23 protein-coding genes are annotated in these 24,136 nt (G+C 64.5%); 11 read left to right on the top strand and 12 right to left on the bottom strand.

The features are described 5' to 3' along the window. Positions 1 to 179: 179 nt before the first annotated feature. The 4 genes from V6W80_RS13670 to V6W80_RS13655 form a co-directional block, all read right to left on the bottom strand. Positions 180 to 1,628, bottom strand: coding sequence for an amidase (locus V6W80_RS13670; RefSeq protein WP_338544538.1), 1,449 nt, complete (start codon positions 1,626 to 1,628; stop codon positions 180 to 182). 20 nt (positions 1,629 to 1,648) lie between these two features. Next, positions 1,649 to 2,866, bottom strand: coding sequence for an MFS transporter (locus tag V6W80_RS13665; RefSeq protein ID WP_093252237.1), 1,218 nt, complete (start codon positions 2,864 to 2,866; stop codon positions 1,649 to 1,651). Between the two features lie 10 nt (positions 2,867 to 2,876). Continuing rightward, complete coding sequence (locus tag V6W80_RS13660; protein ID WP_338544537.1) at positions 2,877 to 3,803, bottom strand: SphA family protein; 927 nt, start codon at positions 3,801 to 3,803, stop codon at positions 2,877 to 2,879. 65 nt (positions 3,804 to 3,868) lie between these two features. Continuing rightward, entirely contained in the window at positions 3,869 to 4,837 is a 969-nt protein-coding gene (locus tag V6W80_RS13655; RefSeq protein ID WP_160922740.1) for a helix-turn-helix domain-containing protein, read from the bottom strand. A 586-nt stretch (positions 4,838 to 5,423) separates the two neighbouring features. Here V6W80_RS13655 and V6W80_RS13650 point away from each other — a divergent pair. The 6 genes from V6W80_RS13650 to V6W80_RS13625 all read left to right on the top strand — a co-directional run bounded on the left by V6W80_RS13650 (position 5,424) and on the right by V6W80_RS13625 (position 13,143). Beyond that, a complete protein-coding gene (locus tag V6W80_RS13650; protein WP_338544536.1) occupies positions 5,424 to 6,500 on the top strand; it encodes a transporter substrate-binding domain-containing protein in 1,077 nt (358 codons plus the stop codon). Continuing rightward, the gene (locus V6W80_RS13645) at positions 6,497 to 7,099 is read left to right on the top strand and encodes an ANTAR domain-containing protein (RefSeq protein ID WP_184287290.1); all 603 of its coding nucleotides are present in this window, start codon (positions 6,497 to 6,499) and stop codon (positions 7,097 to 7,099) included. Before V6W80_RS13650 ends, V6W80_RS13645 begins: the two co-directional genes overlap by 4 nt. Before the next feature lie 99 nt (positions 7,100 to 7,198). Next, the gene (locus V6W80_RS13640) at positions 7,199 to 8,680 is read left to right on the top strand and encodes a purine-cytosine permease family protein (RefSeq protein ID WP_338544535.1); all 1,482 of its coding nucleotides are present in this window, start codon (positions 7,199 to 7,201) and stop codon (positions 8,678 to 8,680) included. Positions 8,681 to 8,683: 3 nt separating this feature from the next. Continuing rightward, positions 8,684 to 10,408, top strand: a complete 1,725-nt coding sequence (locus tag V6W80_RS13635; protein ID WP_338544534.1) for a nitrilase-related carbon-nitrogen hydrolase — start codon at positions 8,684 to 8,686, stop codon at positions 10,406 to 10,408. Positions 10,409 to 10,755: 347 nt separating this feature from the next. Continuing rightward, the gene (locus tag V6W80_RS13630) at positions 10,756 to 11,700 is read left to right on the top strand and encodes a dienelactone hydrolase family protein (RefSeq protein ID WP_338547435.1); all 945 of its coding nucleotides are present in this window, start codon (positions 10,756 to 10,758) and stop codon (positions 11,698 to 11,700) included. A gap of 210 nt (positions 11,701 to 11,910) precedes the next feature. Further along, positions 11,911 to 13,143 carry a glutamate carboxypeptidase gene (locus tag V6W80_RS13625; RefSeq protein WP_338544533.1) on the top strand — a complete coding sequence of 411 codons (1,233 nt, stop codon included), beginning with the start codon at positions 11,911 to 11,913 and terminating at the stop codon, positions 13,141 to 13,143. A gap of 56 nt (positions 13,144 to 13,199) precedes the next feature. On the opposite strand, the gene V6W80_RS13620 is transcribed toward V6W80_RS13625, so the two are convergent. Then, complete coding sequence (locus V6W80_RS13620) at positions 13,200 to 14,171, bottom strand: endonuclease (protein WP_026083883.1); 972 nt, start codon at positions 14,169 to 14,171, stop codon at positions 13,200 to 13,202. A 230-nt stretch (positions 14,172 to 14,401) separates the two neighbouring features. Between V6W80_RS13620 and V6W80_RS13615 the strand changes: the two genes are divergently transcribed. After that, a complete protein-coding gene (locus V6W80_RS13615; protein ID WP_017641404.1) occupies positions 14,402 to 14,596 on the top strand; it encodes a hypothetical protein in 195 nt (64 codons plus the stop codon). Between the two features lie 137 nt (positions 14,597 to 14,733). On the opposite strand, the gene V6W80_RS13610 is transcribed toward V6W80_RS13615, so the two are convergent. From V6W80_RS13610 to V6W80_RS13590, 5 genes are all read right to left on the bottom strand, one after another. Beyond that, the gene (locus V6W80_RS13610; protein ID WP_064309029.1) at positions 14,734 to 14,988 is read right to left on the bottom strand and encodes a DUF2790 domain-containing protein; all 255 of its coding nucleotides are present in this window, start codon (positions 14,986 to 14,988) and stop codon (positions 14,734 to 14,736) included. A gap of 170 nt (positions 14,989 to 15,158) precedes the next feature. Next, positions 15,159 to 16,331 (bottom strand): MFS transporter, encoded by a 1,173-nt coding sequence (locus V6W80_RS13605; RefSeq protein ID WP_338544532.1) that lies wholly within the window; start codon positions 16,329 to 16,331, stop codon positions 15,159 to 15,161. Positions 16,332 to 16,408: 77 nt separating this feature from the next. After that, the gene (locus tag V6W80_RS13600; protein ID WP_338544531.1) at positions 16,409 to 16,897 is read right to left on the bottom strand and encodes a DUF3237 domain-containing protein; all 489 of its coding nucleotides are present in this window, start codon (positions 16,895 to 16,897) and stop codon (positions 16,409 to 16,411) included. Between the two features lie 38 nt (positions 16,898 to 16,935). Continuing rightward, positions 16,936 to 18,270 carry an alginate export family protein gene (locus V6W80_RS13595; RefSeq protein ID WP_338544530.1) on the bottom strand — a complete coding sequence of 445 codons (1,335 nt, stop codon included), beginning with the start codon at positions 18,268 to 18,270 and terminating at the stop codon, positions 16,936 to 16,938. Between the two features lie 127 nt (positions 18,271 to 18,397). Further along, complete coding sequence (locus tag V6W80_RS13590; RefSeq protein WP_430707720.1) at positions 18,398 to 19,660, bottom strand: serine hydrolase domain-containing protein; 1,263 nt, start codon at positions 19,658 to 19,660, stop codon at positions 18,398 to 18,400. A 143-nt stretch (positions 19,661 to 19,803) separates the two neighbouring features. On the opposite strand from V6W80_RS13590, the gene V6W80_RS13585 reads away from it, so the two are divergent. After that, on the top strand, positions 19,804 to 20,451 hold the full coding sequence (locus V6W80_RS13585) for a TetR/AcrR family transcriptional regulator (protein WP_338544529.1): 648 nt from the start codon (positions 19,804 to 19,806) through the stop codon (positions 20,449 to 20,451). An 18-nt stretch (positions 20,452 to 20,469) separates the two neighbouring features. On the opposite strand, the gene V6W80_RS13580 is transcribed toward V6W80_RS13585, so the two are convergent. Beyond that, positions 20,470 to 21,660, bottom strand: a complete 1,191-nt coding sequence (locus tag V6W80_RS13580) for an amino acid aminotransferase (RefSeq protein WP_338544528.1) — start codon at positions 21,658 to 21,660, stop codon at positions 20,470 to 20,472. 386 nt (positions 21,661 to 22,046) lie between these two features. Here V6W80_RS13580 and V6W80_RS13575 point away from each other — a divergent pair, with 386 nt between their 5' ends. From V6W80_RS13575 to V6W80_RS13565, 3 genes are all read left to right on the top strand, one after another. After that, positions 22,047 to 22,343: a CidA/LrgA family protein gene (locus V6W80_RS13575; RefSeq protein ID WP_177323666.1), complete on the top strand. Its 297-nt coding sequence runs from the start codon at positions 22,047 to 22,049 to the stop codon at positions 22,341 to 22,343. After that, a complete protein-coding gene (locus V6W80_RS13570) occupies positions 22,336 to 23,022 on the top strand; it encodes an LrgB family protein (protein ID WP_338544527.1) in 687 nt (228 codons plus the stop codon). Before V6W80_RS13575 ends, V6W80_RS13570 begins: the two co-directional genes overlap by 8 nt. 223 nt (positions 23,023 to 23,245) lie before the next feature. Further along, positions 23,246 to 23,461, top strand: a complete 216-nt coding sequence (locus V6W80_RS13565; RefSeq protein ID WP_256204539.1) for a hypothetical protein — start codon at positions 23,246 to 23,248, stop codon at positions 23,459 to 23,461. A gap of 163 nt (positions 23,462 to 23,624) precedes the next feature. Here V6W80_RS13565 and V6W80_RS13560 read toward each other — a convergent pair whose 3' ends face one another. Then, a complete protein-coding gene (locus V6W80_RS13560; protein WP_093252208.1) occupies positions 23,625 to 23,846 on the bottom strand; it encodes a hypothetical protein in 222 nt (73 codons plus the stop codon). Positions 23,847 to 24,136: the final 290 nt, after the last annotated feature.

Genomic DNA, 24,136 nt, shown 5'->3' with positions numbered 1-24,136 from the left:
AAGCCTCCAGCACCGATGCCAGAGGGATTCGTCACAGGCCGTGCGCGGCCAGTATAGCGAGCATCCAAGCGAAGCGGGGGACGGGATGCCCGCTAAGTTGCGAGGGGCATCTCCGTCTTTGGCCTGCGGCCGCCGTCGGCGTTGCCGTGCGGCCGGGGTGGCGGGTCGAGCGCCGACGGTCAGCGGATTTCCGCCAGCGGCGGCCGCCGGTCCGCCCAGGGCTGGGCGCGTTCCAGCTGGGCAGCCAGCGCCAGCAGGGTCCCTTCCTCGCCGAAACGCGCGGCGAAGTGACTGCCCAGCGGCAGGCCATTACCGGTCCACCAGAGCGGCACCGACATGGCCGGCTGGCCGCTGGCATTGAACAGGGCGGTGAAGGGCGAATAGCTGTGGAAGGCGGCGATGGCCTCGGCCAGTGGGCGTTCCTCGTGCTCGCCGTCCAACTCGCCCAGGCGTGGCGGCTCGCGGGTCAGGGTCGGGGTGAGGATGAGGTCATGGTCGGTGAGGAAACCGGCCAGGGTGCGACCCAGGGCGTGCAGGCCTTCCACCGCGGCGGCGTAGCGATGGGCGGGGATGTCGCCCCGCTCGCGCAGGATCACCCGGGTCCGCGCATCCAGCTCCTCTTCGCTGACCGGGGCACCGCGCAGGGTGCCCAGCACCTGCAGGTAGTGACGGGTGCTGGGACCGATGATGTCGAACACCTGGTCGAGAAAGCGTGGCAGGTCCACCGGCAGGGTCGCCGGTTCTACGTGATGGCCAAGGCTTTCGCACAGCCGGGCGGTGTGGCGCACCGCGGCCAGGGCCTCGGGGCCGCTCGGCCAGGGCGCCAGGTGCTCGACCAGGGCGATGCGCAGCGGTTTCGGATCGCGCTCCAGCAGGCTGGCGAAGGGGACGGCGTGGGCCGGAGCCGCATAGGGCGCGCCCAGATCGGCACCGGCGGTGGCATCCAGCAGCAGGGCGTTGTCGCGCACCGACAGGCTCATGGCATGGGGCGTGCCCATGCCGGCCCAGCCTTCACCGACCATGGGCCCGGAAGGCATCCGGCCACGACTGGGCTTGAGACCGAAGATCCCGCAGCAGGACGCCGGCACTCGCAGCGAGCCGCCACCGTCGTTGCCATGGGCGAAGGGCACCACTCGCGCGGCGACCAGGGCGGCCGCGCCGCCGCTGGAGCCGCCGGCGCTGTGGGCGGGATTCCAGGGATTGGCGGTGGCGCCGAAGCGGCGGGACTCGGTGCTGTAGGAGGTACCGAATTCCGGCGAGGTGGTGGTACCGACGAACAGGCAACCGGCCCGACGCAGGCGGGTCACCAGTTCGCAATCGAAATCCGGCCGCGCCTCGCCCAGGGCCAGGGAGCCATTGGTCATGCGGGCCCCGGCCAGCGGGGTGAAGAGGTCCTTGACCAGGGTCGGGACGCCAGCGAAGGGCGCATCGACGTCGAGCGGTGCCTTGGCCGCCGCGCGGGCCTGGTCGTACAGCCGTTCGCTCACGGCATTGAGGCCGGGTTCCACGGTGTCCAGGCGTTCGATGACCGCTTCGAGCAGCTCGCTCGCCGTGATCTCGCGCTGCCGCAGCAGCGTCGCCAGGCCGTGGCCGTCTTGGGTGTCCAGCAGGGGTTGCAGGCTATGCATGGAAGATCCTCGAGCAGAAGTCAGGAAGAGCGCGACGGGGTCGGCAGGGCGGTCTTGCGTCGCAGCAGGCCGACGGCGGCCCAGGCGAGGGCAGCGACCAGGGCGGCGCTGGCCAGGGCGCGGATGGCCAGGTGCAGATCGCCGGCGAAGGGCAGGACCGCGGCCACCACCAGGGGACTGGCGAATTGGCCGAAATAGAGGCAGCCGGTATAGCCGCCCATGCCGCGACCCCGGGCTCGGGCACTCAGGGCGCCCATCACCGGTGCCATAGTGTTGGGCACCAGCATGCCGACACCAAGGCCATGGATGGTCACCGCCACCAGCACGGCTTCGTAACTGCGGGCGTTCACCAGCAGCCAGAGCCCGATGCCCATGCAGGCCAACAGCACGGCATTGCAGCCGGCCAGGCCCCACCAGCGGCGCAGCAGTGGCCACAGCAGCGGCCCGCCCAGGGTCGCCAGCAGGCCCAGGCCCGCTGAGGCGCCGATCAGGGTGCTGGAGGTCACGCCCAGTTGCACCAGCAGCAGCGGACTCTGGATGGGCACCACCACGCTGAGCACCATGCCGGCGAAGACCAGCAGATAGTTGACGGTCAGCGGCAGCGGCGCGCTGTGCTGGGGGCCTTCATCGACGTGGCTCTGGGCGCTGGTGCGGCTGGGCTCCCACAGCAGCCGCAACATGAAGGGCACCAACAGCAGCGGCAGCAGATAGAGATAGAAGGGCGTGCGCCAGGAATGCTCGCCGAGCGCGCCACCGACCACGAAGAACAGCGAGCCCACCAGGCTGATGGTGATGACCTGGCCATTGACATAGGCCAGGCGCTTGCTGCCCTGCCAGTAGTCGGCGATCAGGGTCACGCAGCAGGTCATCACCGCCGCCTCGGCCAGGCCGAAGACCAGGCGGGTGAGGGTGATGGCCGGCAGCGACTGCAACAGTGCTGGCAGCATGCCGAGCACGGCGTAGCACAGCGTCGCCAGGACCAGCAGGCGCTTGCGCCCCAGGCGGTCGGCCAGCCAGCCGGCCAGGGGCGCGAAGAGGGCGATGGCCAGGGCGGGGCCGGTCATCGCCAGGGGGATCAGCAGATCGGCACGAGGTTCGACCGGGCCGAATTCGGCACCCAGCTTGGGAATGATCGGGGCGACCATCACCGAACCCATGATGGTCAGGCTGCTGCCGAGCAGGAGCACGGCGCCCTGGCGCCGACCGGCCAAGGGGCTGGAGGAGGCTTTGAGTGTCATGGGCGGATCCTCAGAAGCTGTGGGAGAGCCGCACGGCGAGGGTATAGCCCTCGGCGCGGTTGCGGGCGTCGATGTCCTTGTAGAAATGCACCCAGACCGGCGGCAGACCCGGCTGGAAGAAGCTCAGCGCCGGGCCCAGCGCCAGTACCCGGGCACGATTGCCACGGCTGAGGCCGGGGGCGTCGTCGTCGGTGAGCTGGCGGTAGTAGTAGCCGCCCAGGCCTAGGGTCCAGGGGCCGATGTGCTGGCCCACGGCGAATTCGTGGCGGTATTCGGTGCCGCTGCGGTAGTCGGTGGCGTGGTTGCGGCTGTTGAAATCGGTCTGGAAGCTGGACGACACCTCGAAGCCCGCGTCGGTGATGTAGCTCAGGTTGAGCATCGGCGAGACGGTCCAGTGGTTGGTGCCTGGATTGACCAGCCGATTCTTGTCGTAGTCACCGGTGGGCGCCTGCACCTGGAACCAGAAGTTCACCCCCAGGTTGCGCGAGGGCTCCCACTGCAGGATCAGCGGAATCACCTGGAAGTCGGCCTGGCGGAAAAGGTCGGCGCTGTCGGAGAACACCGGCACGCCGTTGGCCTTGACGGTGAGGTCCGCGTCCATCTTGAAGAAGGGTGCCACCCCGCCGAAACCGTAGCGGGCGCCCAGCACCCGGTTATCGGTCATCTTCAGATAGGCCAGGCCCAGGGACAGCACATCGATGGAAAAATCGTTGCCGTTGTCGCGGCCATGGCTGTCGCGGACGGAGGTGGCGCGGTAGTAGTTGGCACGCAGCCCGAGGGTGCCGTGGGGCGTGGGCGGCGGGGTGAAGCCGGCGCCGAAGTTGTAGACCCCGAAGGCGGTGGTGGGTGAGCCGTTCTCGGTGGCGTGGCTTGCTGCGGTCATCCCCAGGGCGGCGAAGCCGACGGCGAGGAGGTGAAACGGATGGGTAACGTTCATGGAGTTCCCTCTTCTTATTGGCCAGTCCAGCCTGAGGGAAAGCCGTTACCCGCCGTTAGCCAGATTCAGCACTTTTGCCCGGCGGCCTTGAGGGTGGTGGAGGGCAGTTGCCCGAACAGCGCCTGGTAGTCGCGGGCGAAGCGGCTGAGATGGCAGAAGCCCCACTGGGCGGCGACGTCCTGCACCGACTCGCCTGCGCCCCGGCGCAGGGCACGATGTGCCGCATTGAGGCGCAGGGTACGCAGATAGGCCAGCGGATTGATGCCCAGGGTCTCCTGGAAGCAGTACTGCAGCTTGCGGCGACTGGCGCCGACTCTATTGCACAGTTCGAGGATGCTGGGCGGCTGATCCGGATGGGCCAGGGCGTACTCTCGTGCCCGCCGGATCACCCGCAGTCGAGCGCTCGGCGCCAGTTCGTGGGGCTCGCCGGTGTCGAGCAGATCGAGCAGGTGCATCAGCACGGTGTCGCGCAGCATGGCACGCGCGCGCGGCTGCGCCAGCCAGGTCAGGATCTGCGCCTCGGGGGTGAAGAGCTCTTGGGCCAGCCGTGCCAACTCCAGATAGGCACCCCCTGCCGGTAGCCGATAGCAGCCGGGCAGGTCGCGCACGCCCAGGGTGCTGTGCTGGCAGGCCAGCAGTCGCGCCATCTCGGCTTCCTGCAGGTTGATGCAGAGCAATTCGAGATTGGCCGGGGTACGCAACTCCGGCAGGTTGTCCCCGCGTGCCACCAGCAACTGGGCCTCGTGGAGGGTATGACCGGCGCAGTGCAGGGCGCCAGCGTTGCGGATGGGCAGGCTGAAGGTCAGGGTTTCTCCCTGGGCCTCGCCGCTCTTGAGCATGGCCTGGTTGGATCTGTCCCGTAGCAGGCTGATGTCGTCCAGCCAGAGGTCGCTGAGTTCGCCCTGGAAGCGGCCCGCGGACAGCTGATCGTACTGCATGCGCCAGCCCTCGACGCAGAGCGCGTGCTCGTCGATGTCACCGGTATACCGATGCCGGACACGCGGCGGTAACGCGAGGGAGCCATCTTGGTGCATTTGGGAAACCTTTTGGGTCGCAAAGGGCCGTTGGCGCGGGAGCTACAAGTTTCGTACCTCAAGGCCGGTTTACGCGACAAAGGTGCCAAATTTGGCTAGTGGCAGACCGCCGTTCCATCCGTGCTGTGGAAGAGTCCTTGCGAGGGCTGGTCGTCGATCCGGCAGTCGGCTATCGCGCTTTTCCTGGAGGTGCGGGCAAAGCCAGGATGCCAAAGGCTTCGATGCCGGCTTGAGCGAACGTATAATGTGCAACTACCTCCGGTGTTTGCACCAAGTTGGCGCGAAGTCGCCGCTGCAACCCTCGCAAAACCAGGCCGACAAATGCTGGCGTACAATTTGCTTTGCTCCTGACAGGTGTAACGCCTCTGCGCCGGCCCCGCTTCCAAAGATGCAAGCGGTTCCGCCGACACCGCCCTATCGTTTCCGCCGCCAGTGCTGCCGGCTCGGACCTCGCCCCAGCGACGTTCTGTCCTGTACCCCTTACGCTGCCTGAGAGGCGGACGATTGCGGTATCCGGAGCACAGTTATGCCCATTGTTACCCAGACACACGGCCATAACATTGGCCTTTTGTTCTCACGTCATAGCATGACCGCAGCCGTCGAGACGACGCAGGCCAAGGCCAGCGTTCTAGCCATTGACGAGATCAATCAACAGGGTGGGATTCTGGGACAGCCGATCTCCGCGCTGCTGCCCGACATCGGGGCAAGTCCTGACCATTACCGTTTGGCAGCCTTGCGGCTCTGTGACGACCACTCCGTACAGGCGCTGTTCGGCACTCACATGTCGAGCACCCGTAAGGCGGTGCTGCCGGTCATCGAAAGCCGCCGGGTTCCGCTGTTCTATCCCACGCTCTATGAGGGCTTCGAGTTTTCGCCACTGTGCTGGTATACCGGAGCGACACCGAATCAGAACGCCTTTGCCCTTGCCCGCTATGTGATGGCCCAGTACGGCAAGCGCGTACTGTTCGTTGGAGTGCCCTACATCTATCCGGTGGAATCGAACCGGGTGATGCGCGAATTGTTTCAGCAGGCCGGTGGTGAGGTGCTCGACGAAATCTATCTGCCGTTCGGTGCCTCCGCCGAGCACTATCAGCAGGTCATGGACCGAGTCGTCGCACTCGCACCGGACGCTATCTATTCCACGGTGGTGGGTGCCGACATTCCCACGCTTTACGGCGCTTACTACCAGGCCGGACTGGATCCGGCGCGGATGCCCATCATCAGCCTGTCGACCAACGAGGCAGAGGTCGCGCAGATGCCGCCCGCCCACGCTGCCGGGCACCTCTGTGCCGCACCCTGGTTCGATACGGTGCAAACCCCTGCCAGTCTGGCGTTCGTGGGTGCCTATCGGGCGCGCCATGGTGCCAACGCGCCTATCACCGCCGCGGCTGAAGCGGCGTACTTTCAGGTGCACCTCTATGCCAAGGCGGTAGAGGTGGCTGGTAGCAGCGAACCGGGTGCCCTGCGCGAGGCCCTGACCCAGGTGCGGATAGAGGCGCCTCAGGGGCAGGTACACCTCGACGGGGAAACCCAGCACTGCTGGCTATGGCCGCGGGTAGCGAAACTTGATAGCCAAGGCCGTTTCGTCATCGTCGAGGGGACGGCCCAAGCGCTACGTCCTTGTCCCTATCTGCTCGACTATGACTTGCAGGGCTGCTTATGACAGCTGCTTCGCTTCTGGGTGAACTCAAGGATCTGCGGGTGCTGGTATTGCACCCGCAGGATGCCGAAGCGCGGCTGGTGGTCGGGCAGCTGCAGCGCATAGGTTGCAAGGTCAAACAGGTCTGGCCAGTGCCGACGGCGCTTCCTGGTGAGACTGATGTGGTCTTGTTGTCGATCGAGCTGGATCAGCGCGCCGCTATCGATGCGCTGGTTGCTGGCCTCGACGAGCAGGCGCCGCCGGTGATTGCCATTGTCGGCTATGAAAGCCCGAGCATGCTCGAACTGGTGCTTAGCGCCCAGCCGGCGGCCGTGATCGAGCGTCCGCTGAAACCCTTCGGCCTGCTCACTCAATTGATCATGGCCCGTGCCACCTGGCGACGCCGTATGGAGCTGCTTAAGCAGCTGCGCAAACTCGAGGTCCGACAGTCGGCGGTCGGCCGGGTAGCCATGGCAAAGATGCTGCTGATCGCCCGCCATGGCATCAGCGAGGACGAAGCGCACAAGCGCATCCAGCGGCAAGCCATGGCGCAGCGCAGCTCGGTGGAAGTCGTGGCGCGCGCCATCATCGAGCATGAACCCGTCCCACGCGGTCCACCCTGACCGCACACCCCTTCCGTTCCACTTAACGCTAACCCGTTCAGGTCACGGCATTTTTGCCGTGAGGGGCCTCTGCATGCCCCGCAAAAGGAGACGTTCGCTATGAGCCTGTTGAAAAAATGGTTCCAAGGACCGCAAGACATCTCTGAAGCCGAGGCTATCGAGGATTACGCGGTAGGGCGGGTACCCAGCCGCTACCGCTGGCCGATCCCGGCCATCATCCTGGTGCTGCTGGGCAATTCCACCGCAATGTTCTGGTTCAGTCTGGGCGCTGACATGAGTTTCCAGGTGGGCTGGCCGAGCATGCTCTGGCCCATTCTCTATATGGTGGTTCTGGCTACGGTGATCGGTGCCTGCGTGATGAAGATCGCCGCCAAGGAAGGTTTGTCGCTGAGTCTGCTCACGCGAGGGCTGGGTTTTGGCTACATGGGTTCGGCGTTCACCTCGCTCATCTACGCGGTGAACTTCATCTTCTATTTCCTGTTTGAAGGCACCATCGTTTCCCACGCAATTGCCCATTATGCCGGCATCGAGGTGGGATCCCTGAGCGGTGTAGCGATCTTTGCTGGTATTGGTGCGGTAACCATCTGGTTTGCCTGGAAGGGCATGTCGTCGATGCAGTTCCTGCAGACCTGGGGCGTGCCGATCTTCATTGGGCTGTTCGCCTTTTGCCTGTATCAGCTCCACCAGAATTATGAGGTGGTGGGGCCGAGCGGATGGTTGCCTCGCGACGCGGGCAGTGCCAGTGCCCTGTGGGTGGTGATGAACATGGCCAATGGGCAGATCGTCTTTCAGGGGTTGCTGGGAACTGACTACGGACGCTTCGCCAAACCCGATATCAGTCATAGGGGGACTGCAACCATCATGCTTGGCATGCTGGTACCCATCGTTGCGGTCATGCTGTGCGGTGCCTTGCTGGCCTACACCCTCATGCCTCACATAGCCAAGGGGGATGCATTCGCCCTGGCCATGGATCCCGGCTTTGTCTTTCCCACCGTGATCGCTGCCATTGGCGTGCTCTTCACCGTGATAACCCAGATCCGTATCAATGTGATGAATCTCTATTCGGGTTCGATCGCGCTGTCCAACACCATGGATATGGCGCTCGACTATCGCCCCGGTCGGCAGTGGTGGATGCTCACGGTCTGGGCCCTGGGGGTATTGTTCTACCTGTGCAACATTCTTCAGTACACCGGCACCTTTCTAGCCATCACCGGCATCCTCACCAATACCTGGGTGTTCATCATCCTCGCCGATTACTTCATTTGCCGCCGGGTGTTCAAATTGGCGCCGAGCGATTTCGTCGAGTTTCGCCGGGAGCACCTTCGCCGATGGAATCCGTGCGGTGTAGGCAGCTTGTTGATCGCGGTGGCCATAGGGGCAGCGGGCATCCTGGGCCTGTACCCCATGTATTACGCCTCGTTCATTGCCATGCTTGTCGGTCCGGTACTGCATGTGGCGTTCAGCCTGGCGAGTCGTGGTCGCTATTACTTCTCGGACTTTCCCGCCGATACCCCTACTTCCTGGCGCCCCGCAGCACGCTACGAAGGCCCGCGTCCTGCAATCCGTGCGCCCGGAGTCTGAACCATGACGACCCTGAAGATCGCTACCATCCAGTTCGAGCCCACTCAGTTCGACCACCACGGCAACCTGCAGCGCCTCGAGTCTCTGGTGCGTGAAGCTGCCCTTGCCGGCGCACGCCTGATCGTCACTCCGGAAATGGCTACCACGGGCTACTGCTGGGCCAGCCGCGAAGAGGTGTCTCCCTATGTCGAGCCTGTGCCGGGTCCGACCGTAGAGCGATTCGCCGAGGTGGCACGCGAATACCAATGCTACGTAGTCATCGGGATGCCTGAGGTCGATCCGCTCGATGAGCTCTACTACAACTCAGCCGTCCTCATCGGCCCGGACGGTTTGATCGGCGTTCACCGTAAAAGCCACCCCTACATCTCGGAGCCGCGCTGGGCGGCGGCAGGGGATGGGCATAGCGTTTTCGATACGCCCATCGGCCGCATCGCGCTTTTAATTTGCATGGATATCCACTTCATCGAAACCGCGCGCCTTGCCGGGGTCGCCGGTGCGGAAGTGATCTGCCATCTAAGCAACTGGTTGGCCGAACGTACGCCAGCGCCTTACTGGATCAATAGGGCTTATGAAAACGGGTGTTATCTGATCGAAAGCAATCGCTGGGGTCTGGAGCGAGGGGTGCAGTTCAGCGGCGGGAGTTGTGTGATTGATCCGGAAGGGAACGTCCAGGCAATGCTGGACAGCGGCGACGGTATCCTGCTGGCCGACCTTGATCTACAGCTTGCCCGTCAGACGCAGGCTGAACGCCTGGCCCTGCGCCGTCCAGAGCAATACAAGATCCTCGCCATGCACAGCTATGCCTGGAATCCCCTGGCGTTCTTTGGCCTGTACGGCTTACAGAGCCTGCCGCCGGGCAAGGCTTCGCTAATCGCAATCTGCCGGCCGAAAGTGGACAACGACGTGAACGGTAATCTGTTGGCGCTGGAAGTCCTCGCCCGTCAGGCGCGGGAGGAGGGTGCCGAGTTGCTGGTGTGCCCGGAGTTGGCTCTCACAGGACCAGGCGCGGCCAAGGCCCTGAGTTTGGCCAGCGCACCAGTCAAGGCGCTTATGCGGCTTGCCGCTCAGCTGCGACTGCACCTGGTCGTGGGCTTTGCGGAGCAGGCTCAGGAAGGTTGCTACAACAGCGCCCTGTTGCTCGGCCCCGAAGGTTTGGTGGGGGTGTACCGCAAGCAGCATCTGAGCAGTACCGACCGTGCCTGGGCCCGTGCGGGCGACAGCTGGGCCTGTTTCGATCTTCCATTCGGTCGCCTCGGGCTGCTGATAGGGGAAGACTGCCTGGTGCCAGAAGCTGCCCGGGTGTTGGCCTTGCAGGGCTGTGACCTGATCGGTTGCCCAGCGCTGCTGGCAAGTCCCTCTGCCGGCAGCCACCTTGGCACCGACGTACGCCATCCGGGTGCCATTCCCACAGGCGCAGACCTCTATCATTGGCACCTGGCGCGCGTGCGAGCTGGCGAGAACAACCTCTACCTGGCTTTTGCCAACGGCGGGGGTGGCATACCTAGCGGAGTGTTCGGCCCTGACACCTTCGCCTTTCCTCGCCAGGAACGGCTGCTGACCGACGAGGAGGGTGTAGTGGTGGCACCAGTAAGCACGGCCAATCTGGCCAGCGATTACCCCACCAGTACCGTGCGCGCCAAGGATCTGGTGCGAATGCGATTGCCGCAGCACTATCGACCGCTGCTGGCAGTGAACCACGTCGCTCCAGGCGGCGAGTCGACCCGCTAGTCTCCAGCGGTGCCTAGGTTGTCCTGCCAAGACATCTGGGCACTGCTGTTAGAGGTGCCATCTCGTTGCTACCAGACCTCTCGCACCTGTCGTACGGCCTCGGGTCGTTTACCACCTGACCTGCAAGGTTCAGAGCGGATCTGGTCACTCAGCCAAGCCGGCAGCCCATAGCGTTACGTCCCGGGTGTCTTGCAGGCGCTTTTTAGTGCCGTCGCCTACCTTGAAGTGTGCCCCGCCATGCGAGAGCAGCGGTGATTCCTATCGCCCAATAGAAAGGACTGAACCCGATGTGCTACCTGGTCAACACGTCTCGCCTTCGCTCCGCCTCAGGTTTGCTTGTCGCCTTGGTGTGCCTCACCCGTGCCACGGCCTTCGCCGCCACCTCGCCGGCAACCGATATCCCCGCTCGGCAAGAGGTGCTGACCTTCACCTCGCTGACCCTTAGCGATCAGCAATTCCTGACGGGGGACAAAGGCGGTACCGAGGTCCTGCTCGGTGGCGTGCTGTCGCTGCCTCCAGGCGCGGGCAAGGTCCCGGTGGTGATCCTCCAGCATGGTTCGGGAGGCCTGGGCGCCAACATCACCTATTGGCAGCGGCGGTTCAATCAGGTCGGCATCGCCACCTTCGCCGTGGATGGCTTCTCGGGCCGGGGCATCACCAGTACCGCCACCGACCAGGCCCAGCTGGGGCGGCTCAATTTCGTTCTGGATGACTATCGCGCCGGCGCCCTGCTCGCGCGGCACGCGCGAATCGATCCAGGCAAGATCATCCTCATGGGCTTTTCCCGCGGTGGGCAGGCCTCGCTCTATGCGGCCATGGCGCGCTTCGACAAGCTCTGGAAAAGCCAGGATTTCCAGTTCGTCGGCTACCTGTCGTTCTATCCCGACTGCTCGATCACCTTTCGCGAGCAGGACAGGGTCGTCGCCAAGCCGCTGCGCGTGTACCACGGACTGGCCGACAACTACGATCCCTATTCCCGTTGCGAGGGCTATTTCGCGACGCTCAAGCAGCAGGGCGCCGATCTCCGGGTTCATACCTATCCCCACGCCGAGCATGGCTTCGACAATCCCTATGTCTGGAGTCCGGTGGTGGTCGCGAAGGACAGCCAGACCGTGCGTGACTGCCGGATCGCCGAGAACGCCAAGGGTGAGTTGATCAATCAGCAGACTGGCAAGGTCTTTTCCTATAAGGACAGCTGCGTCGTGCTGGGCCCCAAGGTCGGGCCTGATGCGGCGGCGACCCGGCAGGCCACCCGGGATGTCCTGGAGGCGCTAAAGGCCCTCGTGAACTAGGGCTGACCCCTGACCAGCCCTGGTCTCGCCAGAGGGTGCCCATCCAGGTGCGGCGGAGCAGCACGCCGTCAATGGCTGGCGGCTGCTGGGAGCGATGGTCCTGGGATGATTGCAGGCCTGCGCCAAACAGCTGGCAGCCTCATTTCCCCTATGTCCTTGTTGCGACTACAGTTGTCTGACTAATCCAATAAGGCCAACAAGGAAAGTCCGATGTCCGCTCCGTTCTTGCGTACCACCCTCGCTGCCGTTCTCACTTGCTGCATCGCCTTGCCCGCCAGTGCCGCGCTCGACGCGCGCATCCAGACCGCCGCGGAGCAGGCCAAGGCGCCGACGCTCACGTTGCTGGAGCGGTTAGTGAACATCGACTCGGGGTCCGGCTACGCGCCCGGCCTGACCGAGGTGGGCAAGCTCGTCAGCGCGGAATTGCAGAAACTCGGCGCCACGGTGCAAGAGGTGCCCAACACCGCGCCGGACAAAAGCCAGCACCTGGTGGCGACGCTCAAGGGCAGCGGCAAGGCCAAGATCCTCTTGCTGGCACACATGGATACGGTGTTCAAGGAAGGCACGGCCAAGGCCCGGCCGTATCGTACCGATGAAAAACGCGCCTATGGCCCGGGCGTGTCCGACGACAAGGGTGGCATCGTGGTCGCCCTGGCGGCGCTGCAGATTCTCAAGGCCCTCGACTTCAAGGACTACGGGCAGATCACCCTGTTGCTGGATGCCAGCGAAGAGACCGGCTCCCAGGCCGCTACCGAGCTGATCGCCAGCACCGCCAAACAGCACGACGTGGTGCTGAATCTGGAGCCGGGGCGGCCGGCCGATGGCCTGGTAGTGTGGCGCAAGGGCAGCGCCACCGCCGTGGTGGAGGTCAAGGGCAAGTCGTCCCATGCCGGCGTTTCCCCGGAACTAGGGCGTAACGCCGCCACCGAGGTGGCGCACCAGGTGCTGCAACTGGGCAACCTGGGCGACGCGGAGAAGAAGACTTCGGTCAATTTCACGGTGATCGAGGCGGGTGACCGCATCAATGTGATTCCCGATCATGCCGTCGCCAAGGCCGATGTCCGCGCCGCGCTGCCCGAAGAATTCGACCGGGTGGAAAAGGACCTGGCGCGGATCTCTGCCAACAAGCAGATTCCTGATACCGAGGTGACCACGCGGCTGGAACGTGGCCTGCCGCCGATGCCGCAGACCGCGGCGAGCGATCGGCTGCTGGCCATGGCCCAGGGCATCTATGGCGAGCTGGGCCGCACCCTGACCGTCGAGGGCAGTGGCGGCGCCGCGGATGCCAGCATCGCGGCAGGTGCCGGCGTACCGACCCTGGACGGCTTCGGCATCGTCGGCGGCAAGCTGCATACCCCCGAGGAATACGTGGAGCTGGACAGCGTGACACCGCGCATCTATCTGCTCACGCGGATGCTGGTGGAGCTGTCCAAGGGGCAGTAACTGCCGAAGCGGCTCAGGACCCCTGGGTGCTGCAGGTCAGCGCCTGGGGCTGGCGATCAGGGCGCGCAGTTGCCCGCCTTGGTGAAGCCTGCCGCCTTCGCCTCGGCTTCGGAGGCGAACTTGACCTGGTTCTTCGGCGACACCTGGGCGTAGCTCGGGCAGCCTTGCGGCAGGTGATAGACGTGACTGTTGCGGTTGCCGATGATCGCGCCCTGGCTGGCCGCGGCGGGGCTATCGGTCTTGGCCGGTGCTGAGGGCGTTGACGGCGCTGGCTTGGCCGCCGGCAGAGGACTGACGATGCCGTCACCAACCGGCTGGTAGCCCAGCGTCCAGTGCCGCTCGCCGGACACGAAGGGGTTGCCATGGCCCATCACCGCGGCGATGCGACTATCCCGTTCGCGCTCCCAAGCGGTGACCGGTTGCTGCTTGTCCCAGGCCATGAGCAGTTGCTGTTGCTGGCGCGACATGTTCAGGCCGTAGCGATCGAACATATAGAAGGTAACCCGGGCGACCAGACCCTTGACCTCGTCGCGCGGTTCGGCGGCGCGTTCCTGGAAGTCGATCTTCGTCGTGCACCGGCCGTATTGCGGCTGCACGCCCTGGGCCATGCCGTAGTTGAAATTGGCCCGGTCCCCATTCACCTCGCCCACGGCGGGGTAGAGGTTGAAGAGGTCGGCCTCCATGGCGCGGAACACCGGGTCATCCGCCACGCAGTGTTCGCGGCCGCCGTTCTGCCAGCATTGGCGCTGATGACCGAAGGTCCAGGCCGGCACGATGTGCTCCCACTCGGTGCGTTCGCCGCGGGTTTCCTGCTTGCGCGCCTGGAAACCGCAGGAGGCGGCATCGACCCGTCCTCCGGATTTGCCGACCCACTCCCACTTGCAGCCGCAATAGAGGTCGCCCTGGGCGCTGGTGTTCTGATCGAAATAGACTTTTTGTCTGGCGATTACCTTGGCCTCGACAAAGGTATCGGGCGCCGCGGCGAGCGCGGAGGAGGCCACCAGTGTGGCCAGGAGAAGCGAAAGCAAAAGGCGCATGTATCTTCACAGCTCGATTAGGGTGCCGAATTGTATAGCTTTTGCCTCGCTGATAGCGGGTGCAGGGTACGGAAGTCTCGGGGAGACGCTCTAGCGCGGGGGGCGGTACAGCACCGGGTCGAAACTCAGCTTTCAGTAACAATGAGATTCGCTAAGATTTGTGAACCAAATCTCAAAACCTTGTCTGATGACGCAGTCTGCACTTCTGTCCGGAGTTTTCTATGAATGGCCCCAACCCCTGCTGTGATCTGGGCGGCATGAGCACCTCGGTGCTGGAAGATGAGCTGGCCGAGCGCAAGACGCGTCTGGCCGAGGCCCAGGCCGATGCGCAGCGCCAGTTCCTGTCCTATGCGGACGACCACGCCTGCATCGCCGTACTGGAGCGGGCCCTGGCCAAGGCCTATCGGTTTTTCTAACGGTCCGCATGCCGACCCGTGGCGTGCGCTACTAGCCCGGTAGCCTTGGATTCTGGTGGCGGAAGGGGCCGTTACAGGCGCCCCCTTGGCCAGCACAGCGGCGACCGCCGCGCTTCGGTACCGGGTCGAAAGACGCCTCAATTCTGGTTGTAGCAGCCATTGCCAGACACCAGATAGTCCAGCTCATGTTCCCGGCCGGCGTGATCCAGATAGTCGAGGTGGGCCGGCACGATTCCGCACTGGGCGCTCAGGTCGGTCTGGCTGACGACCTTGTCGACGTCGAGGGGGACGAAGAAACCGGGCTTGTCATGGATCGGAGCGGGATGGTCGGGAGCAGCCAGGGCGGAGCCGGTGGCGAGCAGACCGAAAAGACCGAGCAGGAGCGCTTTCATGGAGAGTCCTCTTGAAGGGGTAGGTAGCGAGTCGCTGACCGGGCCACTCTAGGAGGACAGGGGGGACGCCAGGCTGACCGGGTGATGACAAATCGGTCATAGAGGTTGTCGCCTGGCTGCGCGGAAGGCCGTGATGTTCGCGCGGCACCCCCCTAGCCTACGGCCAACGCTCAGACCGAGCAGTCCAGTCCCTTGCCCTGCACGCCGCGCCGCCCGCAGGCCAGCATGACGATCACCAGCAGGCAGCCGATCAGGATGGCGCCCGCGGACAGCACGAAGAGGCTGCGCCGGTCGTTGCCTTGGATGATCAGGCTCAGCAGGGTCGGGGCCGCGGCGGCGGAGGCGACCTGTACCACGCCGACCAGCTTGGTCAGGCGACCGCTCGGGTCGTGGGTTACGACCGAGGACATGTAGTAGGACAGCGCCAAGTTCCAGCCGAAGTTCATCAAGAACACCGCGAGCAGCAGATCCACGGCGGTGTGGATGCGCGTGGCCAGCATGTAGATGGCGCCGAGCACGGCCAGGGAGCCGGTGAGGATCATCGGTACGCGGCCCAGGTGCCGCCCGGCCACGCTGGGCAGGGCCGCACCGGGCAGGCCGCCGAGCAGCCCGATGCTGATCGCCCAACCGATGTCCACCGGCGCCACGCCAGCGTCGCTGGCGATGCCGTCGACGAAGCCCCACAGCGAGTAAATCGACAGTTGCAGGAACAGCATGCCGAGCAGCGAACAGACGCCGATCACCGTCAGGCCCGCCCGCAGCGGCGTGTGGGCGAGCCGTTGTTCTTCCGGGCTCTGCCTGGCCGGCAGGCAGCCGCTCAGCAGGCAGACCAGGGCGAACCAGGCCGCCAGGTAATAGATCGCCCCGGCGAAGCCTTGCCACGCGGCGATCATCGGCATGAGCACCGCGCTGCTGGCGAACAGGGCGGTCTGCACGAACAGCAGGATGCCGAAGGACCTGTCCTGCCCCGGCATGCTGCCCAGCCAGTAGATGGCATAGGAGTAGAGCACGCCCGAGCAGAGGCCCGAGAGACCGCGCAAGGCCAACAGCGGATCGAGGGTGTTGACGCTGGCCGTCGCGGCGTTGGCGAACAGCAACAGCAAGGCCGTGCCCAGGGCGATGGTGCGCGGACCGAGGAAGCGGATCATTGGCAGGTACAGCAGTGTCCCGACGATGGAGCCGCACATTTCCACCGACATGTTCCAGCTCTGCTGCGCCAGGGTCAGGCCCAGGCGTTCGGTCAGCAGACCAATGAAGATCGGCTGCACGCCGATGACGAGGATCGAAGCGGCGGCGATGGCGATGCACGCGGCGCGCACCAGGGTTTGGTTGGCGATGGTCATGGTCTATTACCTGCCGGCTCGGCCACGGACGGGCCTGCCGCTTCAGTGAAAAGCCTGGCTGCTATAAGGGTTGCCGGTCAGCTGAGGCGATAGCAGTGGATGGTGACCCTATCGACGGCGGGATAGCTCACCTTGCCGATCATCACGCTGCGGGTCAGCCAGTCGAGCCTGCCGCTGGCCACCTGGAAGCGCGGCGTGCAACTGCAGTGGTAGTCCTCTTCGGCGATGGGCCAGAGGCCCTGGGCAACCTGCGTGCGGCCTCGCTCGCTAAGGGTGATCAGACCAAGGTTGTGGATGTTGATCCACTCGCCCTGATCACTGCGCAGGCTATAGCGAGCGTCCAGCTCACCCACGCCGTCGCTGCGCTGCAGATAGAAATCCGCGCCACCGGCCAACACGTCGCCACGCACATTCAAGCCTTCGAAATGCCCGCCGGTGATTCGATAGTTGCTTCGCTGGCCATCCGTGCAGGCGCCCAGGTCATCGGCGGGCTCGATAAGGACATGCAGGCTCAGCACCCACTCCAGCGTTGGTACGGCGATCTCGGTTGGTGTCTTGGTGGTCATCACGCCCTCCTGTGCCCCACGGGGGCTGTGGTGGCTGGTCAGTAGCGATAGGTGAAGTAGAGCTCGAGGGCGCTGAAGCGCTCGTTGTCGCCGAACGCCTGCCGGGCGGCGGACTTGGCCTGCACCCAGTTGTACGAGAGCGAGCTGTAGAACTGCCGATTGGGCGTCCAGTCGAGGTACACCGCGGTCTCGTCGGCGAAACGCCGGTCATTGACCGCGGCGCCGCGGAAGTTGGCCTGGTCGAGCCAGAACTGGTAGTGGATGACGCCCAGGGTGAGAGTGTCGCTGAGGCGGTTCTTGAGCGAGAACTGCTGGACGCGCTCGTTGCTGTTGAACAGCAGGTAGTTGCCCACCACGTCGCCCACCAGCCAGGTGCTCCAGTCGATGAAGCCCTTGCTCAGCGGATCCCAGGCTTGCTGGCGGTTGTCGGTAGGGTTGTCGTCACCGGAGAAGACGGCGTAGCGGTACCCGAGGGTGGGGGTGAAGGGCAGGTCCTGGAACTGGTAGTCGACCTGGGCATACCAGGCCTTGGCGTCATAGGTGAGGGCGCCGTCACCGCCGCGCTGCACCGCGTATTCGCCATTCAGGGTCAGGTTCGGCAGGCCCGGCAGGTGGCCACGCAGGGCCCGCAGGTTGTAGACCCGCATGCCGTCGCGGCGCGCCGCGTTGCTGTCTCTGCTGGCCAGGGTATCGACCGTGAGGGCCATGGCACCGAGGGTCACCTGGCCGTCGAGGTCGTAATCCAGGTTGGCACCGCTCAGGCGGAAATCGCCATAGTGATCGTCGGTGCGCAGGGTGAAGGCCTGTGCCTGGACCGGGCCATGCCCCCACGCCAGGATCGCCGAGTCGCGGAAGGCGGTGCGCGGACCGAGCCAGTAGGCGCCATCGCCGAACAGGTCGAGGTTGCCGTCCATGACGATGAAGCCGGTACCGACCATGAAGTTCTGGCGGCCGGCGGTGAATTTCCAGTCGCCCGCCTGCACTCCGGCATAGAGCTCTTCGGGGGCGAAGCGGCCGTCTGAGCCGCGGGTGAAGCCACCGGCATCACCGTCGCCAAGGGTGGTGGCGCCGACCACCGAGCCACCGGCGAGCAGGTGGACCCTGTCGCTGAGGGAGTAGTCGAGAGTGACGCCGGGTTTGACGTAGAACTCCTGCCAGGCGCTGCGGCGGCCGTCGTTCTTGCCACTGCGTGCATCCACGCGACCGGCGCCGAAATTGACGCCCCGGGTGGAGAGGGAGCCGGCGCCCACCGTCAGGTTGACGTCGCCTTTGAGGTTCTCGTATTCGAAGGGATAGCCCGCCAGGGCCGGCTGGCTGGCCAGCGGCAGGCCGAGCGCCAGCAGCACGCCGGGAAGGCGCTTGGTTGTGCACATATGAAGCTCCTGACTATTTTTCTTGTATTACAGGGCAGTGAAGGGTGGCCAGGATGGACACCGGATACCTGTCGTAGCAGGTGAGCGCGCGGGCAAGCCGGCGCTCGTCGATCTTGTTAGGGATGGATCAGCCGTGCAGCTGGGCAGCGATGGCGCGCAGCAGGCGTACGGTATCGATGTCCAGTTCGGTGACCGCCTCGGGCAGCGACGACTGCTTGACGATCACCACCTCGGAGGCGAAATCGACGAACAGGTACTGGCCATGGATGCCACTGGCCATGATGGCCGGACTGTGGTCGTTGAAGACGTACCACTGGCTGCGGTAGGAGGCGCCCGGGGTCCATTCGGAGAAGTCCTTGTGCACGCCATAGATCCCCGGGTCCCCGCCGGCGGCGATGGCCTCGATCACCGCCGGGTCGATGACCTGCTGGCCATCGACCACACCGCCGTTGGCCAACATCAGGCCGAAGCGGCCCATGTCGCGCAGGGTGGCGTTGAAGCCGGCACCGGCGACGCTGCGACCCCAGGGGTCGGCCATGAAGTAGCCGTCGCGTTCGCAGCCGAGTTGCTGCCAGATCCGCTGCAGCTGCTCGGCGCAGCCCAGGCCGCTGGAACGCTCCATCACCCAGGCCAGCACCTCGGTGGTGGCGGTCACGTAATGGAAGAGGCCGCCGTGCTCGCATCTTTTGCGCAGCGACGGCAGGTATTGGTACAGGGATTCGTACTGGGCGTACTCGGGCAGGGCCGGCTTGAAGCCACAGGCGTAGCCGTACTGGGAACTCTTCGAGGCGGGATCGTCGTACAGCTCGGTGTAGTGAACGCCGACGGCCATGTCGAGCAACTGGCGGACGGTGGCGTCGCCGAAGGCGCTGCCGGCCAGTTCCGGCACATAGTGCTGGGTCAGTGCCTGGGCATCGAGCACGCCGTCATGGATGAGTTGCTCACCGAGCACCCCGATCAGCGACTTGGTGACCGAGAACATGATGTGGCGGTCCGTGGCGACCTGGCCGTTGAAGTAGCGCTCGTACACCACGCGGCCCTGGTGCAGCACCAGAAAGCCGTCGGTCTTGCTGGCGCGCAGATGGTCGAGGGCGCTGACGCGGCGGCCGCAGCTGCTTTCGAAGCCGAACGTTTCGAGCGCCACGGGTGCCTGGGCCAGCACCGCGTCCGGGCGCGATCCGGCGGCTACCTCGATGGTGGGGCGCAGGCGTGCCAGGTTGCGGAAGCCCCAGCGGTTGAACGGCGGCGACATCCAGTTGGCCCAGGTCACGCGCTGGTCCGGCTCGGCAGGAAAACCCTGCATCAGTACGGGCTCTTGTTCTTGTTGGTCGTACATCTCGCTGACTTCCCGATTCCGGGAAACCAGGGAGCGGTCGAGGATCTGGTTCATCAGACTCATCCTGGCAATTGCCCTGCGTAGAGCAGGTACGGGAAAATAATTAACCCTGTTAATTTCTTTAGTCAATAAAATATTTTTCGTGGTCAAGGCAAGCCCGCTATCCTTTCGGCCACAACCAGCAAGCAGGAGCGACGGTGAGCGGCCTACGCGAACGTCAGAAGGAATTACGCCGCGCGGCCATCTCGGCCGCGGCGGTCATGCTGTTCCAGCGCCAGGGCTTTCGCGAGACCACGGTCGAGCAGATCGCCCGCGAGGCCGGGGTCTCCGCGCCCACGGTGTTCAAGTATTTCGGCAGCAAGCACGAGATCATCCTGGAGATGATCAAGGAGTCCGATCGCCGCGCCCTGATCGACGTGCGCCGGCACATCCGCGACTTCGCGGATCCCGTCGAGGCGCTCTGCCATCTGGAGCACCTCCTCGTCAGCTACGCACTGGAGGTGCTGCCCGCCGCGCTCTGGCGCGAACTGCTGCCGCTGGTGCTGGTGGGGGGCGCCAGCGGTCTGCCCCAGGCCTACCGGCAGATGAACCGCGGCCTGCAGGGCGAGATCGCCAGTGTGCTGCACGAGCTGCAGGCCGCCGGCAAGCTGCGCGCCGATCTGGACGTAGAGCTGGCGGCCTTTCTGCTCAACGATTACTCGCACCTGCAACTGCTGCGCCTGACGGCCAGTGACGAGATGGATCGGGAGGGACATGCCGCCAACGTGCGCAACACCACGCGCCTGATCTTCGAGGGCATGCGTGCGGTGCCGGGTTGCAGCGCCAGCGACTTGAATCAGGGTTAGACGGGTGGCGCCAGCGGTTCAGCGGATAACGTCCGCGATCGCCGCAGACACGTAGGCGAGCTTTTCCTCGGTCAGGCCCGCCAAGCACAGGCGGCCATTGTCGACCAGATAGATCCCATGATCCTGACGGAGCCGCAGCACCTGCGCCCGGGTGAGATGCGTATAGGAAAACAGGCCCCGGTGGCGACGGATGCGCTCGCCGAGTGGCAGGCCCGCCTCGACCAACGCCTGTGCCAGCAACTCGCGCATGGCGGCGATGCGGGTGCGCATGGCGTCCACCTCGGTCCGCCAGAGATCGGCCAGTTCGCTGCCCAGGACCAGGTCCACCAGCAGAGCGCCATGCTGCGGCGGACTCGAGTAATGCCGTCTCACCGTGGCTTGCAACTGGCCCAGGGCCTTGGTCGCCAGTGGCGCAGAAGAGCAGACGACCGACAGGGTGCCCACCCGCTCGCCGTACAGCGAAAAGTTTTTCGAGAAGGAATAGCTCACCAGGAAGCTCAGACCTGCGCGCTCCATTTCCCTGATGGCGAAGACGTCCGCTTCCAGTCCTTCGCCGAAACCCTGGTAGGCACAGTCGACGAAGGCGATGAGTTCGTGTTCGGCCAGTACCTGGATGACCGCCAGCCACTGGGCGTTGGTCAGATCCAGGCCGGTGGGATTGTGACAGCAGGGATGGAGCAGGACGATGCTGTGCCGGGGGAGGGTGCTGAGGGTGCCGAGCATGGCCTCGAAGGCGAGCTCGGCTGAGGCCGGCCGGCAATAGGGGTAGGTGCCGACGGTGAAGCCGGACCCGGCGAAGAGGGCGAGGTGATTGTCCCAGGTCGGGTCGCTCACCCAGACCCCTGAATCCGGAAACCATTGACGCAGGAAGTCGGCACCGGTCCGCAGGGCGCCCGATCCGCCCAGGGTCTGGATGGTCGCGATCCGCCCCTCCGCCAGCGCCTGGCTCTGGTCACCGAACTGCAGGCGCTGAGCGTTCAGGCGATAAGCGTCGTGACCCGCCATGGGAAGATACATCGAAGGTGCCGGCGCTGCTTTCCTCAGCTGCTGTTCGGCCGCCGCCACCGCCTGCAGCACCGGTAACCTGCCCTGCGCATCCAGATAGACCCCGACACCCAGATTTACCTTTTCGGGTCGGGTGTCGTCCTGATAGGTCTTGATCAGCGACAGTATCGGGTCGCCCGGGTACTCGGCTAGGTGTTCGAACATGGTTGTACGGATATCCGATTGGCAGGGCAGGGTAAGGCGACCTGGATCGAGGCGCTATTCACGGCATCGAGCCGAACGCACCGGGTACCTTTCGCCGATCTCAGCATGGATTTGCACAGGCATTTTCAGCTGTGCCTATAGTGAAAAGGCTAGCATGGGCCCGCTCACGCCAGCCGTAGCAGGTGAGCCGCAGAAAGGCCATATCAGGGCGATTTCCATGCTTTCCGGCGGGGCGCAGGTCCGCAGCTCGATGCGAGTCTTCCGTGTTGGACGTTGCCGCGCACGCCGTTATTGAAGGCTATTCAACAAGAAAGCTATCACTCAGGGTGGTTATGAATATCTCGGGTTTTTTGACGCTTGTAGGTTGCTATCTGCTGGGCTCTGGGATGACGAACGTCATAGGGGGCATTCCGGCCAGTGTCCTGGGGATCATCGTTCTGTTCACCCTGTTGATGCTCTTGCGCAGGGTGCCGGAAGGCGTGGAGACCATGGCGGGCAATCTGCTCAGGTACCTGCCTTTGATGCTCGTGGTGCCCGCGGTGGGAATCGTCGATTTCAGCGGTATCGAGGCCTCGGTCTGGTTACGCCTGGTGCTGGTCATCGCCCTGTCTCTGCTGGTCACCGTTCCCTTGTGCGGCTGGCTGCTGCAGTACCTGATCGGTAGAAACAAAGACCATGTCTGATCAAGCCCTGGCGCCCCTGCTGGCCTTGTCCCTGACGCTCGCGGCCTATCAGTTGGCGCTCGTGCTGCAACAGCGCCTGCGCCTGATCATGCTGCAACCCGTGCTGATCACCACGGCGATCGTCGCCACCGTGCTCTGGGTCGGGGGGATTCACTACGAGACGTATCGCGGCGCCAGCGGGATGCTCTCGATGCTGCTCGGGCCCACCACCGTAGGCCTGGCCGTTCCGCTCTACAAGAACTTCCCGCGGGTGGTGGCACTCTGCAAGCCGCTGCTGATAACCCTCACGGTAGGGGGCGTCGTGGGCGTTTCCCTGACCCTGGCGTTGGGCTGGCTGTTTGGCTTGTCGGAGACCCTGCTGATGAGCCTGGTGCCGAAGTCGGTCACCATGCCGATCGCCTTGCCGCTGGCGGATCATTTCGGTGGCATCGCGCCCTTGACCGCCGTGATCGTGATGCTGACCGGCGTCATCAGCACCACGCTGGCGCTGCCGCTGCTCAAGGTCTTCAAGGTGGAAGATCCCGCGGCTCGCGGCTTGACCCTGGGCATGAACGGCCATGCCATCGGCACGGCCCATGCCTTGCGCGAGGGCCAGGAAACGGCAGCCTTCTCGGCGCTGGGCATGATTCTGTTGGGCATCGTCACCGCGCTGGTGCTGCCTCTGGTGCTGGGCTTCTGAGCGACAGCGCCTGAGTGAGTGGGACAGCTCGCCAGAGTCGCCTCGTGGTGGAGAACGATCAGGGCGAAGCCGACCGCCCTGGTCGAGCCAGCAACTGCCGCTCAGTCATCATTCTCGACACTTCGTGCAATAACCATTGCAAGCCCAGACCTTGTCCGGAAGATGATGGCGATAGGCCAGTCGGTGTTCGGCAGCCGTGCTTACAGGGACAGACGTGATGGGCATGGAAGACAACGAATCTCAGACCCCGCTCCAGCGGCTGGGTCAGCTGAATCTGACCAGGCTCATGGAGCAGGCTCGCATCGATCGAGACTTCATGAGTCGAGTGGTGACCGTACTGGAAGAGTGCGGTGTCGATGATCGTACCGACGAAGAAAACAGCCTGCTCGAATGGGCGCGTGCCTACCAACGGCGGCCGGGTAAAGACGCTGGCGGATAGGCGGCTTCAAACAGCGCCTGTCATTCCACTCGCGCCCGTGCATCTTGGTCTGGCAATGCAGCTCGGGAAGTCTGTCACGGCGTTTCGCCGGCTCCTCGCCCGGAACCCGGTGAGCGGTCGAGTCGACAGGGGCGGTGAGTCAGGATTGGCGGGTACCGTCGCATTAGCTGCCGTTGGTGACCGAGTCCAGTTCCAAGGGCGCCAGCAAGGCGGTTTCCGCCACCAGGTCGGCAACTCTCTGATTGAGATCATGTACTGCCTGCAGCACGGCTCGGACGTCCGGGTCATCGCAGTCGACCTGGCTCAGCTGGCTGGCGTTTTCCTGGAGTTGGCGATGAAGGCCAAGTAGCGCTTCGCGGGCTTGGCCTTGGGGATCGGGGTGCATGATCAGGTCTCGAACATCGATCAGGTAAATGGCACCAGGCCACTATGATTCGCCTGTTCGAATATCGCAATAATCATTTGGGCGATGTCGCTGGATTTCGACGAGTGGCTGGCGCGCCACGATCTTCACAGCCTGGTGGCCCCTGGCTTGACGTGCCGAAGGATAGGACTGACGACTCACACGCCTGGTGAAAGCGTCCAATCGTGACGTCGGGCCGCAGTGACAGCGCGGTGCTGTTCTCCAGCCGATCTGATGTCAGGCGCCGCGCTGGCCGATGAAGGAAGCCAGCT

The organism is Pseudomonas benzopyrenica (genome assembly GCF_036884265.1).
Taxonomy (GTDB): domain Bacteria; phylum Pseudomonadota; class Gammaproteobacteria; order Pseudomonadales; family Pseudomonadaceae; genus Chryseomonas; species Chryseomonas benzopyrenica.
Note: the sequence above shows the minus strand (reverse complement) of the source record. Positions and strands in the feature narration are given on the sequence as shown.